Origin of the sequence: Nocardia noduli (assembly GCF_019038455.1) — a bacterium.
In the GTDB taxonomy this organism is placed as follows: Bacteria; Actinomycetota; Actinomycetes; order Mycobacteriales; family Mycobacteriaceae; genus Nocardia; species Nocardia noduli.
On record NZ_JAFMPL010000003.1, the window covers coordinates 41,189 to 54,560 of the forward strand.

Here is a 13,372-nt window from a genome sequence, read left to right on the forward strand (position 1 = left end):
CAGATGGGCTTGCCGTTCATGGTGGCGATTGCCGCGGTGCTACTCGAAGAGGGAAAGTCGGGGCCGCCCGATGTCTCCAGAGACGAGAGTGTGGAAGCGACTCAGGCGCGCAACCGGATTCGAGAAGTCATGCAGACCGTCGACGGAGTCGAGTACCAAGGGCCCAAGGTTCCCGAGAACGCCTACCGTGATCCGGACGGTCTGGGAGATCTGTACGACCGCGTCCAGGAAATGAGACCAGAGCAACTCGCGGCGCTCCTCGATCGCTGGGAAAACATCCGGAACAAGCTCGATTCGAGTCTTCCGACGTTCAAGACCGAGATTCTGGCGGCGGTCGCGGAAAAGTGGCAGGGTTCGGCGGGCGACAAGGCCGCCGAGGGAATCACCAAGTATGTCGACAGGTCGGCTGATCTCGTTGGTTCGGTTCAGTTGGTCTCGGAGAAGGTCAAGCTTGTCCGATCCGCCGTGGATATCACGAAGGCCGCGGTGCAACAGACTCCGGACACGACGTGGAGTAGCAACGTCGCGAGTTGGGTTCCTGGGCCGACGTGGAAACTGAACCAGCATCGTTCGGAACAGTTCCACGACGCCAATGTGAACGTCGTACGGAACGTCTTCTATCCCGCCGTCCGCGAGGCCGACACCCAGGTCCCCCTGGTTCCGAAACCGTACAACCCGATCCACGAGTCGCCCGAACAGCCGATCTCGTCGCGCCCGACGGGCGAGCAGCCCGTACGGCAGCCGTCCCCGGGCACCGGAGAACGAGCGGCCGAGAACACTCCGGCCGATGGCGCGAAGACGGGGGAGGGCACTCCGAATTCCTCCGTGCCCGCGAACGGAGAACAGCAATCCGCCGGGGACCGGACGGCGACGGATCCGTCCGGGACCACCCCGGCGTCCACCGATCCGGCATCGGCCGCGTCCGCGTCGACCACGGATCAGAATCCGACGCGAACGGGCGACGGTTCACGCGGGAATGACGGTTCACGCGGGAATTCGGCGTCACCGGGTCCGGGAATCTCGGGCACACCGGCCGGGTCGGGCTCACCGAACGTCGCCGCACCGGGACGCGGCGTTTCCGGCACTCCGGGGGTAGCGGGGATCGCCTCTTCGGCCAACAATGGTGGGCGCTCCGGCACCGGTCGTTCGGGAACGACGGGCACACCGGGGATGGGCGGTATGTCGCCGCGCGGTAAGGGCGAGGATGACAAAGAACGCCGGACGAAGGATTATTTGATCGATCAGCAGAACGGTGAGGAACTGACGGGATTGGATGAGGCGAGCCGCGCGAGAACGGTGCCGCCGGTGATCGGCGAATGAGACCACGGGAATGGGTCTTCTCCCCGTTGGCCTTCAAAGTATTGTGGCGTGCCGCGGACAGGGATGTTCTGCCCTATCCGCTGCAATATCGCTCGACTTTCGAGACGGTCGCGGAGCATGACGAGGCCTGGAAAACGGAAGCCAACGGTCTGCACCGAATTCTCGACGAGGAACTGTACGGAGCACTGCGGGTGCTGGCCGAGCCGGAGGCCAGGGTCGAGGTCGCGGGTGCGGTGAACGGTGACCGGTTGCGGGTGCACGCGGCGCTGCACTACCAGCACGCGGTGCTGCTGGAGCAGGAACCGACCGGGTCGCCGTATCGGGGCGGCACCGTGCGGATGACGATGTTCGATGCCCGCCGACTGTCGCACCGCATCGTGACCTTGTTGCCGAACGCGCCGCGCGGGCGCGGTCCCGGACTGGAGATCTCCCGCTTCGATCTGGAGGCCGAGGACGGCGGGGTGTACCGGCTCGACCACGACGGTGCCGCACGATCCTCGCTCGTGCGCGCGAAGCGATTCTTCGAACGCCCGCGTGACCTGGTCGTACACGTCGCGGCCTATGCGGGGCCCGCGTGGGACAACCGGCCCGCGCCGTCGCGCGGATTCCACGTGATGGACTATCCGGACGGGCGTTATCTGGTCCGCAACGGCACCACCCTGCAGGCGGTGCCGGTCGACCGGATGGGATTGCAGATCGATCTGGAGCGTGTCGTCCGCTTCACGGTGACGAGTCACCGCGAAGAGCACGACCCCAGCTACCGCTGACCCTGGGACGCCGCGCGGATGGCGGCGGTGACGACGTCCGCGACTCCGCGCATACCCTGCACCGTCGGGTGATAGGGCGTCAGCGTCTCGCTGGCGACGACCGGGTCGAACCAACGGACGCCGACCGGGGCGCACATATCGTGCCCGAGCGAGGCGGGCTTGGTATCGATGTAGGTCGCGCCCTGTTCGGCGGCGGCGCGGGCGACGACGGTGTTCAACCGATCGAACGCGCGCTGGATGGTCGAGGCGTCGGAGGGGCGCAGACCGACGAGTTCCGGGCATCCACCGTCGCGGACATACAGGGGCCAGCCGTCGACGAAGACTCTCGCGTTCGGGGCGAGTTCGGCGACGCGTCGCAGTGCGGCGGAGTACGCGGGCGCGATGGCGTCGATGGACGGATCCCACGACGGGTCGGCGCAACTGCCTCCGCGTATGCCCGCGAGGTGGCAGCCGAGCACATACCTGGTCATCTCGGTGTCGTTGGCGCCGATATGGACGGTCACCAGGCGGGTCGCTGGGCCGAGCGCGTCGAATTGCGGTGCGATGCCCGCCGCCTGGGAACCGGTGAGGTCCTTGATCTTGGCGGAACTGCAACTACGGTCGTCGACGCGGAGTCCGAGGTCCTCGGCCACCAGTTTCGGCGTGTTCACCGTGGACTGCGCGCATTGCAGGGGTGCGCCGGTATCGAAATGCTGCACGCCGGTGGTCGCCGCGCCCGAGTCGCCGAGGGCGACGTATTCGGCGCCGCCGTTGTCGGCGGAGGCGGCGGGGGTCGCGAGCGCGGCGACCAGCATCAGCAAGCCTGCGGTCAGTATGCCGATGCGCCTGCGGTTCGTCTTCATGGGTCGTGCTCCGTGAGTCGTCGTTGAAAGTGAAACCAAATAGTTCCTCTTATTCGTACGCTACCGCCGCGCGGCTCTCGGGGGAGGGGGTTCGGTGGACTCGCTCGGCCGAATCGTGAGGGTCATGGGCAGAGCGCGGGTCGGCTGCGGGGGCGAGATCCTCAGCCGCCGAAGGGCTCGGCGACCGTGCGGCCCCACAGCACGAAAACCGCCAGTGCGAGGTAGATCGGATTGAGCACGATCTGAACAGGTCGGAGCTACCGGTACATCAACATCGCCCTACGTAGATATGCGCATTAAAACATGTACGCGCGCGAAAAGCTTCACCCCGCCGATCTTCGATGTCACGTATGAAGAACCGGCAGAGGACATCACCCCCGAGCCGCGCGAGCTTCGACACCTATAAATCGCGACTCCCGGGAGCCCGACCCGACGCGACACGCGACAGTCCACCATGGTTGCGCGCCCACTGATTCTGTCGCAACGCCGACGCCCGCCTCGGTGGCAGACTGCGAATATGACAACACCTGACTGGGCGGACGTAGACGGCTACATCGTGAACAGCGTGGTGCGGGATCCGGACACCGAGGCGGCCTTGGTGGCGAACGCCGAAGCCGGACTGCCCGCGATCGATGTCTCGGCGGCGCAGGGCAAGTTCTTGCATCTGCTCGCGCAGTCGACGGGAGCGCGACGGGTGCTCGAGATCGGCACACTCGGCGGATTCAGCACCATCTGGCTGGCCAGGGCGGTGGGGGAGTCGGGCCGGGTGGTCACCTTCGAGTACGAATCGCTGCACGCGAAGGTCGCGCGGGAGAATCTGGAGAAGGCGGGCGTCGGCGACCGGGTCGATATCCGGGTCGGCGCGGCGCTGGACAACCTCCCGGTTCTGGCGGAGGAGAAGCCGGAACCGTTCGACCTGGTCTTCATCGATGCCGACAAGGTGAACAACGCGAACTATGTGCGCTGGGCGCTGCGGTTGACGCGTCCGGGTTCGGTGATCATCGTCGACAACGTGGTGCGCGGTGGCAAGCTGGCGGAAGCCGAGTCGACCGACCCGGCTGTCCGCGCGAGCCGCGAACTGGTCGAATACCTCGCGGCGGAACCGCGATTGGACGCGACCGTCGTGCAGACGGTGGGGTCGAAGGGATGGGACGGATTCGCGTACGCCGTGGTCGGCGACGAGTAGCGACGCACCGGGGTCGCGCCGACACGACCGTGTCGGCGCGACCGTCGCGGTGACGAAGTCGACGATCACGCCGACCGATCCGGTAGGCGGATCGTCGAATCACGCACCCAGCGAACGTGTTCAGGGAACGAGTACGACTTTCCCCATCGTGGCTCGGTTTTCGAGCGCCCGGTGCGCGCCCGCCGCGTCGGAGAGCGGGAACCGTTGCACGGCAGGACGCAGCCGTCCCGCCGCGGCCTCCGCCAGTGCCCGTTCCTCCAGCACGCGGATATCGCCGCCGACGCGTTGCAACATGGGTGGCCCGAGCACCGTCTGCGAGGTGATCCCCCGCTCGGCGAGTTCGTCCTCGGTGAAGACGATGTCGTTCGGCCCCTGTCCGGCGTATCCGTAGATCAGATGGAGACCGCCCTTGTCGAGCAGATCGATGGCGGCGCGTGCGGTCGGGCCGCCGACGGCGTCGAAGACCTCGGTGAGTCCGCGACCGTCCAATCGGGCCCGGACCTGATCCGGCCAGTCCGGCAGCAGATAGTCGACGGCCACATCCGCGCCGTTGGCGGCCACGCGCTCGACTTTGTCCGGTCCGCCCGCGAGTCCGACGACGGTCGCCCCGGCATTCTTCGCGTACTGCACCAGCAGTGTCCCGATTCCGCCGGCCGCGGCGGTCACCGCCACCACGCTCCGCGGGCCGAGGTCGGCGAATTGCAGGATCCCCACGGTGGTTCGGCCGGTGCCGATCATCGCGACGGCCTCGGCCGCATCGAGATCGTCCGGAATATCGTGCAGCCGTGCGACCTCGGCGACCGCCAGTGCGGCATAGCCGCCCGGTGCGCCGCCGAGGTGGGTCACGACCGATCGGCCGAGCAGGGCCGCGTCGACGTCCGCGCCCACGCGATCGACGATCCCGGCTACTTCGCGCCCGGGAATCGTGGGCAGTTCCGGTACCGGAAACGGTCCGGGCAGACCCCGGCGCAAGACGGTATCGACAACGTGAACCCCGGCCGCCGCCACCGAGATTCGCACCTGGCCCGGGCCGGGCGCCGGATCGGGGACGGTCTCGTAGCGGAGGTTGTCGGCGGGCCCGAAGGCGTGGAGCCTGATCGCGTACATGAACCCCACTGTGCAACCTGAACCGAGGTTGGGGTCAAGCCGGGGTGTCCGGTGTGAACAGGGGTGCCCGCGCCCGTACACGAGCCTCGAAACCGTCACAGAGAGTGGTCAATCCGGCATAGAGCAGTTCTTCGGAGGTGAGCTCGCTGACCCCGGCACCCTCCAGATCGGCGAGCGCGGGTGGCGGAGTCCACATCGGACTGCCGTCGAGCAACGCGCGTAGCCCGTTGTTGGTGTCCGGCTCGATGCCCTTGCGGGTCATCAGCGCCTGGCTGATCTGGGGGAGGGTCGCGCCGGAGATGTAGTTCCAGACCGAGAACGACATCTGCATCGCCTCGCGCGGGGTGACGTCGAGTTCTCTGAATCCCTCGACCAGCCACGCCAGGCAGGCGAGTCCGGCGGGTCCGAAGCTGTAGCGGGGCGTCGCGAAGGCGAGGATCACCCACGGGTGGTGCTGGTACAGCGCCCAGTCGATCTCCGCGGCGATACGCACCCGATCGCGCCACGTCCAGTCGCGGCCGGTGGGATCGGGGTAGGGGTTGAGCCGCGACACCTCGTCGGTCATCGCGGCGAGGAGTTCGTCCTTGTTCGCGACATGCCGGTACAGCGACATCGCGCCGACACCCAGGCGGTCGGCGATGCGACGCATGGACAGCGCGTCGATCCCCTCGGTGTCGGCGAGCGCGATGGCGGTGTCGACGATCGCGTCTCGGGTGAGCTTGTGCTCGGTCATCCCATGACTCGCTTTCGCTTCTCGGTCCGCATGCGTACACTGTACTCGTCGGATGCGTACGCCGTACGCGACACGGGAGAGGATGACGCGATGACACAGGTGGAGGCAGTGCGGCCGAAGGAGCCCACGGGTTCCGGAACCCGCCACGCCCGGCTCGGTCTCGCGGTGCTGTTGCTGCCGGTGCTGCTGGTGTCGATGGATATCTCGGTCCTGTTCCTCGCCATGCCGACCCTGACCCTGGATCTGGACCCGTCCGCGGCGCAGCAGCTCTGGATCCTCGATATCTACGGCTTCCTGATCGCGGGCCTGCTCATCACCATGGGCAATCTCGGTGACCGGGTCGGGCGGCGCAATATCCTGCTCGCGGGCGCGACGGTATTCGGTATCGCCTCGGTCCTCGCGGCGTTCGCGCCCAGCGCCGGTGTGCTGATCGTCGCCCGCGCGCTGATGGGCGTCGGCGGCGCGACCCTGCTGCCGTCGAGTCTGTCGCTCATCTCCGGTCTGTTCCCCGACGCGCGCGAACGTGCCGCGGCCATCGGGGTGTGGACGGCCTTCTTCGCGGGCGGTTCGGCGGTCGGGCCCATCATCGGCGGGCTGCTGCTGCACCATTTCTGGTGGGGCGCGGTCTTCCTCATCAACATTCCGGTGCTGCTCATCCTGCTGGCCTTCGGCCCGTTCCTGCTGCCCGAACAACGGCAGGGCTCGCTCGGTCCGCTCGATCTGCCGAGCGTCGCGCTGTCGATCGGCGGCATCCTGCCGTTGGTCTACGCGATCAAGCACGCGGCGGCCGACGGCGTCGATGTCGAGGGCGCGGTCATCCTGGTGATCGGCGTCGTCCTGCTCACGCTGTTCGTGCGGCGGCAGCGCCACCTCGCCGAACCGCTGCTGGACCTGCGGCTGTTCCGGCGCGCGCAGTTCTCGGTCGCGATCGGTTCCAGCCTGGTCGGCATGATGTCGCTGGCGGCGCTGAGCTACCTCACCAGCGTCTATCTGCAATCGGTGACCGGGCGCGATCCGTTGCAGGCCGCGCTGCTCGGCATCCCGATGGCGGCGGCGGTTTTCGTCTTCTCGATGAGCGGTGCGCGCGTCGCGCACCGCGTCGGGACTCGCGCGACCTTCGCGGCGGCGCTACTGGCGAGCGCGCTCGGCAATCTGATGCTGCTCGGTGTCGGCGTCGACGGCGGCATCGCCTGGTATCTCGTCGGCTCGACCATCGCGGGCGTCGGATACGGCCTGGCCTTCACCCTGGTATCGGATGTGGCGGTGTCGTCGGTCCCGCCCGAGCGCGCGGGGTCGGCGGTCGGCATCTCGGAGACCAGTTTCGAACTCGGCAATGCCCTCGGCCTCGCGCTGCTCGGCTCCCTCGCGGCACTGGTGTTCCGTTCGGGTGGCGACTACTCCCCGACGCTCGGGGAGACGATCCAGCATTCCGGTGATCCGGCGGTGATCGAGTCGGCGCGCGAATCCTTCGTGAGCGGAATGCATGTCGCCACGACGGTCGGCGCGCTCCTGCTCGTGGCGATGGCGGCCGTCGCATTGGTGGCGACCGGGAAGCACGACCGCCCGGCGACCGCGTCGGCGCACTGACGGCGCGCACCGACCCGGCCCGTCAGCGCCCGAACACCGTCGAGACGATATCGGCGGCCCACCGGTTCATCGGCACCACGATCGTGCGGTAGGTCCAGCGGACCGGCCGGGTGACCAGCACGTCCCACACGACGGCCAGCGCACCGAAGACCGGCCGCAGGATCGTGCGGTAGACGAACGCGCACGGCGCGACCACGAGAACGCCGACCACGATGGTCGCGATCCGCCAGCCGAAGCGCAGGGTCGCGCGCAGTGCGCGCCACAGCGGAAGCAGTACCCAGCGCCACAGCGCGCGCAGCGGGCGATAGACGAGGTAGTCGAAGATCAGCCAGCAGACCCCGGCGACGAATTTCGCCACCGGGCGCAACACCCGCCGCCACAACCAGCTCGCGGCGGGACGAAGTACCCGCCGCCACAGCCATTCCTCGACCGCGCGTCGCAGTGGCCGCAGGACGAAATCGAGAATCAGCGCGAACAGCGGGGTCAGGACGAGTCCCCACAGCACCTGGTGCAGTACCAGATCCCAGAGGATGTTCTTCAGTAAATACCAGGCGGGACGGATCACCCAGTGCCACACGAACCCGCACAACGGCGCGAACAGATATTCGAGGAAGAACACGAGCACCGCGACGAAAACGCGGCCGAGCAGTTTCAGGCCCTCCCAGACCAACCGCAGCGGTATGAGGATCACGACCGCGATGGCGCGCGCGATCCACTGACCCGGAGAAGTGGGGTCGGAAGAGCCCCCCTGTGTCGACATCGGTCCATCTTCGCGCGGATCGTCGCGTGCCGAAAACCGCCCTACTACTCCGACGCGTCGGAGTAGAAATACTCGTTCTCCGGCGGCGGGCGGGTCCGTCCGTCGCCGCCGCGCGATTCCGCGTCCATCCATCTGGCGCGCCGTGGCGACACGCCGAGGCTTAGGATCGTGCGGTGCGGGAGAGCGATGTGACGAGTCGGGCGATGCTGTTCGCCCTCGCCGATTCGCGACTGCCGATCGGCGGGCACGTGCATTCCGGTGGGATCGAGGAGGCCGTGTCCAGCGGTGTGGTTCGCGATGTCACGACCGTCGAACTGTATCTGCGGCGGCGCGTGCGCACGTCGGGCCTGATCGCGGCCTCGCTCGCCGCGGCGGTGTGTTCGGGCGAACTGACCGCGACCGTGGCCGAAGCCGAGGCCGACGCGCGCACGCCGTCACCGGCGGCGCGGGCGGCGTCGCGGGCGCAGGGCAGGGGATTGCTGCGGCTGGCCAAACAGCTGTGGCCGCACAGTGATTGGGTCGCACTCGGTCCACGTCCGCATCTGTCGACGGTTTTCGGCGTGGTGGGTACGGCCTGCGAGGTCACGCCGACCGAGATCGCGGGCGTCGTCGTCTACACCACGTTGACGGGTGCGGCCACCGCCGCACAGCGGCTGCTCGCCCTGGATCCCGCCGCCGTCGCGGCCTGCACGGTGCGTTTGGCGGAGCTGTGTGACCGCACGGCCGCCGAGGCCGTCACCGGACTCGCGGCATTGTCCGACCCGCTGCAAGATGTACTGACCGAGCGGCACACCCACCGCGATATGCCGCTCTTCGCCAGCTGACCTCATCGAGAAAGGGAACCGCCACATGCCTCCGCACCTGATCGACGGTGAACCGCACGATCATTCACACGATCGGCCGAAACGGGAGCGCACTCCCGGCGAGGCGCTGCGCATCGGCATCGGCGGTCCGGTCGGATCGGGAAAGACCGCGCTGGTGGCCGCGCTGTGCAGGCAATTGCGCGAGGAATTGTCGCTGGCGGTGTTGACCAACGACATCTACACCACCGAGGACGCCGATTTCCTGCGCAAGCACGCGGTGCTGCCGGACGAGCGCATCACCGCCGTGCAGACCGGCGGCTGCCCGCACACCGCCATCCGCGACGACATCACGGCCAACCTCGACGCCATCGATGATCTGATCGCCGCGAATCCGCCGCTGGATCTGATCCTGGTCGAATCGGGCGGTGACAACCTCACCGCGACCTTCTCCTCCGGCCTGATCGACGTGCAGATCTTCGTCATCGACGTCGCCGGTGGTGACAAGGTGCCGCGCAAGGGCGGGCCGGGGGTGACCTTCTCTGATCTGCTCGTGGTCAACAAGACCGATCTCGCGCCGTTGGTCGGGGCCGACCTCGGGGTCATGGAACGCGACGCGGCGAAGGTGCGCGACGGCAGGCCGACCGCGCTGATCTCCCTGACGGCCGATCCGGCGGCGACTCCGGTACTCGCCTGGGTCCGCGAGCAGCTGCGTCTGGTGAACGAACAACCCGAATCCGCTGTTGCGCACTGAGTTACGCATCGTCGCCGCCCTGGGCGTGCTGCCGGAGATCCATGCCTGCGGCGGCCTCGCGGCGCGCAGGACCGGGCGCGACACGGTTCATCTGATCGGCACCGCGGCCACGCCGCTCGGTGGCGACGAACTCGACATCACGATCGTGGTCGGTCCGGGTGCGAGTCTCGTGGTGCGCTCGGTGGCGGCGACCATCGCCCTGCCGTCACCCGCGACGACGTTCTCCCGTTCGCACTGGCGCTACGAGGTCGCCGAGGGCGGCAGCCTCGATATCGATCCCGAGCCGATGATCGTCGCGGGTGGTGCCCGGCACCACGCCCGCACCACGGTGCTGATCGCGCCCGACGCCGGGATCCGGGTGCGCGAGCGCGTCCAGATCGGGCGCTCGGGCGAGGAATCGGGGGGCTGGATCGGCGATGTGATCGCCGATGTCGGCGCCGTGCCGCTGCTGCGTCATCGTCTCGAACTGGGCGCCGACAGCGCGTGCGAGGACGGGATCGCCGCACCGCGCGCGCTCGACAGCGAACTCGTCTACCCTGACGACCGCCCCGCGTTCACCGACGGTCTGGTCACCTCCCGGCTGCCGTTGGCCGCGGGCGGCACGCTGTTCACCAGGGTTGGCCGGGTTCTCACCGAGAATCGGTCAGGGCGGGGGCCGACAGGTCCTCTCGGCGAACCGCGTCCCGCCGCCGTCGTGCCGCGCTGACGCTCGGTTCGCCCGCGGTTCGCAGTCCACACCGACGAGGTCGACGACGGGGTCGACGCGGTGCGCGTGTTCGGAATCGTGCCCGGTCCACAGTCGAAACATATGGCCGAATATGGTTCGTCACGGGTTTTCGTAATCCGCTCGCGCCGCGCATTCTATTTGTACGAAGTTATTTGCGGAATCTCGACGACGAGAGCGGAACAATAGGATTCACGGCCCCGATTACTATTTCGTTCCGATAAATGGACATGCCGTTTCGAGGATTCGGACCAAGATCGGCGATATGTCCGATACGCGCTGGCCAGCGCGGTGTCGATGCGATCGGGAGCGGGCCGCGGCCCCGGTTGATTCGGGTACGTGGAGTTCGGGCCGCCGGTAACTGATACGCGGTGCCGGACGAGGTACCGATCGGGCGATCGCAATTATGCGTTCTTTGCCGACGGTGGTCGGCGCGGGTCGGTCGTGACGTGTGAACCGCGAGGCCACGACCCCGGATTCCGTCGAGTTCTGTTGCGGGCTATGGGCGGCGTGTGCGCCGTCGTAGCCGAAGTCGTTGCGCCCGTTGCCTGTCGCGGGACGGCGGGTCGACGTTTGCCCGGTCGCGCCGATGTGAGCGGAAATCCCGACCGGCGCGTCGGGGCGGAGGATAGCGGAGCGGCTGCGGCGGGTCGTCGGCGCCTCCCGGTGGACGTCTCGTCGCCCGAGGGCGGCTCCGTCGCATTGTGTCGCGCGCATCCGAGACCGAAAGGTATTCATACCGTTCGGTATTCGAAATCGCGCCGTTCTACGGCGTCGAAAAATGTTGATACCGGAAGGTTTTCTTACGGCGGTTGCTGGGAAAATGCTTTGGGTACCGAGAATTCTTTGCCGATTCCTTTACATGCGTCGCGCGCATTGTGTAGCGTCTCGAACCCTGAAACCCTTTACAGGACAGGGCCGGAGCGCGGTGATCGGAATAGACGGCTGCCTGCAACGCATCATGGAGATCCCGGGGGCGAGCAGCGTGACGCTGGTGGACGGTGCGAGCGGTCTCGCGATCGCGGCGGCGGGTAGGCACGAATTGGTTGACCAACACGAGGACGCGGCGGCGACCACGGACGTGATTCGAGCGGTGGTCGGATGTCCGGCGTTGACGACCGCGCGCGAAGGTGACGACATCACCGAACTGATCGTCTGCGGCACACTCGGCTACCACCTATTGAATCCGGTGCCGGGGGATTTCGACGGGCGGCTCTTCGTCCACGTCGTCTTCGACGGCGATACCGGGAACCTGGCCATGGCGCGTTTCCAGCTGCGCGGCATCCTCGCCGATTTCGCCGAGGTCGGTCATGGGCGTTGAACTCGCGGGCGAGTTGCGCCGGTTGGAACGAGAGGAGCGGACCGGAACGCTGCGCGCGGGCGACGGCACGTTCCACCTCGCGGGCGGAGCGATCGCGTTCGTCGATTGCAGGCGCACAACGGGTTTGGATCGCCTGGTCGTCGACTCGGGGGTGGTCTCGGCCGAGGACTGGCAGCGCGCGGGCGCGGGTGACGCGGGCAAACTCGTCGGTCGGCCACGGCTGGAGGCACTGGCGATGCTGTCGGTGTACGACGCCGCGTACTTCCTGCTCGCCTCGCCCTCGGTGCCCGAATTCCGGCCCGCGCCCGCGCACTGGTTGGCCCCGGTCTGCCGGATTCCACCACGAGAGCTCGTTCGCGAATGCGCGCGCCGCGGCGATCAGGAATCCGGGCCGTGGCCCGCGGATCTGGTGGATCGAGCGCCGGTGGTGCCGGTCCGCGCGGGCCGTCGGCGTCGTCGGGCTCTCCCGTGCGGCCAGGCCGAGGTACTCGCCGCCGCGGATTCCCGTCGCAGTGTCGCCGGTATCGCCCGTGCGCTCGGCCGCACCACCTACGGATGTCTGGTGGCGGTACGGGATCTGACCGCGGCGGGCCTGATCGAAGCGCCGGTGCCGCATCGGACGGTCGAGCCCGCCGACGATTTGCGCGCCACCGACGTGCGTCCCGGTGCTTTGCTCACCGGCGGCGTGCTCCCCGACGTTGCACCGACTGACGCCGCGCTGACCGAGAGGGCGCTGACCGACGTTGCACCGACTGACGCCGCGCTGACCGAGAGGGCGCTGACCGACGCTGCGCCGACCGAACAGTCGCGCTGGAACACCGAGCGGGTGATCGCGGGCCAGGTGGCGGTCGCCCCGGGTGGTGTCATGACCACTCCGCTGCCGCGGCGCCGTGTGCGCTCCGCGGTGCCGGAATCCGTTCGTGACCGGTGGGAACCGGTCGACCGCGACGTGCTGACCCGCATTCTCGCGGCGTTGGAGGAGCTTGCGTGACCGCGCGGAGAAGACTGCTCGGCGATCTGATGGGAAGGTTGACCAAGGTGGCGGTGCCCGAACCCGATCCGAATTCGGTGGTGCTGGGAGAACTGAAGGCATTGCGCGAGCGGGTACCGCAATTGACCGGCGCGCTGGTCGCGTCGAGCGACGGTCTGTTGATCGCGCACGACCTGCCCGAGAATATCGAACCCAACGGGATGGCCGCGCTGTCCGCCTCCCAGCTCGCCCTGTCCTACCGGCTGGCGACCACCGCGCACGGCGGTGGATTCCACGAGGTCGTGGTGCGCGGCACCGAAGGCCACGTCGTCGTCTACGCGGCCGGTTGGACCTCATTGACCGTGCTGGCCGGACCGGATGCCAATGTCGGCAGGCTGCACCTCGAGTCGCGTCCTGTCGCGCGCACGATCGCGGACCATCTCGCGGCCGCGTCCAACGATTCCCGAAAAGTTCAGGTAACGAATACCGAAGTATGAGAAA

At 67.8% G+C, this 13,372-nt stretch carries 14 protein-coding genes; 10 read left to right on the forward strand and 4 right to left on the reverse strand.

Features of this window, described 5'->3' with window-relative positions; translation table 11 throughout:
- Nucleotides 1-3 precede the first annotated feature (3 nt).
- Nucleotides 4-1,320, forward strand: coding sequence for a hypothetical protein (locus JZ792_RS03415; RefSeq protein WP_216906742.1), 1,317 nt, complete (start codon nt 4-6; stop codon nt 1,318-1,320).
- Complete coding sequence (locus JZ792_RS03420) at nt 1,317-2,087, forward strand: ESX secretion-associated protein EspG (protein WP_216906744.1); 771 nt, start codon at nt 1,317-1,319, stop codon at nt 2,085-2,087. The genes JZ792_RS03415 and JZ792_RS03420 overlap by 4 nt, the downstream gene beginning before the upstream one ends.
- Here the strand turns inward: JZ792_RS03420 and JZ792_RS03425 are convergent.
- Entirely contained in the window at nt 2,078-2,929 is an 852-nt protein-coding gene (locus tag JZ792_RS03425) for an SGNH/GDSL hydrolase family protein (protein ID WP_216906746.1), read from the reverse strand. The two genes, JZ792_RS03420 and JZ792_RS03425, sit on opposite strands and share 10 nt — an antisense overlap.
- Nucleotides 2,930-3,446: 517 nt before the next feature.
- Here JZ792_RS03425 and JZ792_RS03430 point away from each other — a divergent pair.
- A complete protein-coding gene (locus JZ792_RS03430) occupies nt 3,447-4,115 on the forward strand; it encodes an O-methyltransferase (protein WP_216906748.1) in 669 nt (222 codons plus the stop codon).
- 120 nt (nt 4,116-4,235) lie between these two features.
- Here JZ792_RS03430 and JZ792_RS03435 read toward each other — a convergent pair whose 3' ends face one another.
- Both JZ792_RS03435 and JZ792_RS03440 read right to left on the reverse strand, forming a co-directional pair.
- Entirely contained in the window at nt 4,236-5,222 is a 987-nt protein-coding gene (locus JZ792_RS03435) for a zinc-binding dehydrogenase (RefSeq protein ID WP_216906750.1), read from the reverse strand.
- Between the two features lie 34 nt (nt 5,223-5,256).
- Nucleotides 5,257-5,955, reverse strand: coding sequence for a TetR/AcrR family transcriptional regulator (locus tag JZ792_RS03440; protein WP_109524316.1), 699 nt, complete (start codon nt 5,953-5,955; stop codon nt 5,257-5,259).
- 90 nt (nt 5,956-6,045) lie between these two features.
- On the opposite strand from JZ792_RS03440, the gene JZ792_RS03445 reads away from it, so the two are divergent.
- Entirely contained in the window at nt 6,046-7,542 is a 1,497-nt protein-coding gene (locus JZ792_RS03445) for an MFS transporter (RefSeq protein WP_216906752.1), read from the forward strand.
- A gap of 22 nt (nt 7,543-7,564) precedes the next feature.
- On the opposite strand, the gene JZ792_RS03450 is transcribed toward JZ792_RS03445, so the two are convergent.
- The gene (locus JZ792_RS03450) at nt 7,565-8,302 is read right to left on the reverse strand and encodes a hypothetical protein (protein WP_216906754.1); all 738 of its coding nucleotides are present in this window, start codon (nt 8,300-8,302) and stop codon (nt 7,565-7,567) included.
- Between the two features lie 203 nt (nt 8,303-8,505).
- On the opposite strand from JZ792_RS03450, the gene JZ792_RS03455 reads away from it, so the two are divergent.
- The 6 genes from JZ792_RS03455 to JZ792_RS03480 all read left to right on the forward strand — a co-directional run bounded on the left by JZ792_RS03455 (nt 8,506) and on the right by JZ792_RS03480 (nt 13,368).
- Nucleotides 8,506-9,126 (forward strand): urease accessory protein UreF, encoded by a 621-nt coding sequence (locus JZ792_RS03455; protein WP_216906962.1) that lies wholly within the window; start codon nt 8,506-8,508, stop codon nt 9,124-9,126.
- A gap of 25 nt (nt 9,127-9,151) precedes the next feature.
- Nucleotides 9,152-9,856, forward strand: a complete 705-nt coding sequence (gene ureG / locus JZ792_RS03460) for an urease accessory protein UreG (RefSeq protein ID WP_109524319.1) — start codon at nt 9,152-9,154, stop codon at nt 9,854-9,856.
- Complete coding sequence (locus tag JZ792_RS03465) at nt 9,846-10,562, forward strand: urease accessory protein UreD (RefSeq protein WP_216906756.1); 717 nt, start codon at nt 9,846-9,848, stop codon at nt 10,560-10,562. Before ureG ends, JZ792_RS03465 begins: the two co-directional genes overlap by 11 nt.
- 946 nt (nt 10,563-11,508) lie before the next feature.
- On the forward strand, nt 11,509-11,901 hold the full coding sequence (locus tag JZ792_RS03470) for a hypothetical protein (RefSeq protein ID WP_109524321.1): 393 nt from the start codon (nt 11,509-11,511) through the stop codon (nt 11,899-11,901).
- On the forward strand, nt 11,891-12,892 hold the full coding sequence (locus JZ792_RS03475) for a hypothetical protein (protein ID WP_216906758.1): 1,002 nt from the start codon (nt 11,891-11,893) through the stop codon (nt 12,890-12,892). The genes JZ792_RS03470 and JZ792_RS03475 overlap by 11 nt, the downstream gene beginning before the upstream one ends.
- A complete protein-coding gene (locus JZ792_RS03480) occupies nt 12,889-13,368 on the forward strand; it encodes a roadblock/LC7 domain-containing protein (protein WP_308165125.1) in 480 nt (159 codons plus the stop codon). Before JZ792_RS03475 ends, JZ792_RS03480 begins: the two co-directional genes overlap by 4 nt.
- Nucleotides 13,369-13,372: the final 4 nt, after the last annotated feature.

Excerpts from the sequence above, each read along its gene's own strand:
- JZ792_RS03415 (WP_216906742.1), top strand. The coding sequence starts at position 4 with ATGGGCTTGCCGTTCATGGTGGCGATTGCCGCGGTGCTACTCGAAGAG.
- JZ792_RS03420 (WP_216906744.1), top strand. The coding sequence starts at position 1,317 with ATGAGACCACGGGAATGGGTCTTCTCCCCGTTGGCCTTCAAAGTATTG.
- JZ792_RS03425 (WP_216906746.1), bottom strand. The coding sequence starts at position 2,929 with ATGAAGACGAACCGCAGGCGCATCGGCATACTGACCGCAGGCTTGCTG.
- JZ792_RS03430 (WP_216906748.1), top strand. The coding sequence starts at position 3,447 with ATGACAACACCTGACTGGGCGGACGTAGACGGCTACATCGTGAACAGC.
- JZ792_RS03435 (WP_216906750.1), bottom strand. The coding sequence starts at position 5,222 with ATGTACGCGATCAGGCTCCACGCCTTCGGGCCCGCCGACAACCTCCGC.
- JZ792_RS03440 (WP_109524316.1), bottom strand. The coding sequence starts at position 5,955 with ATGACCGAGCACAAGCTCACCCGAGACGCGATCGTCGACACCGCCATC.
- JZ792_RS03445 (WP_216906752.1), top strand. The coding sequence starts at position 6,046 with ATGACACAGGTGGAGGCAGTGCGGCCGAAGGAGCCCACGGGTTCCGGA.
- JZ792_RS03450 (WP_216906754.1), bottom strand. The coding sequence starts at position 8,302 with ATGTCGACACAGGGGGGCTCTTCCGACCCCACTTCTCCGGGTCAGTGG.
- JZ792_RS03455 (WP_216906962.1), top strand. The coding sequence starts at position 8,506 with ATGCTGTTCGCCCTCGCCGATTCGCGACTGCCGATCGGCGGGCACGTG.
- ureG (WP_109524319.1), top strand. The coding sequence starts at position 9,152 with ATGCCTCCGCACCTGATCGACGGTGAACCGCACGATCATTCACACGAT.
- JZ792_RS03475 (WP_216906758.1), top strand. The coding sequence starts at position 11,891 with ATGGGCGTTGAACTCGCGGGCGAGTTGCGCCGGTTGGAACGAGAGGAG.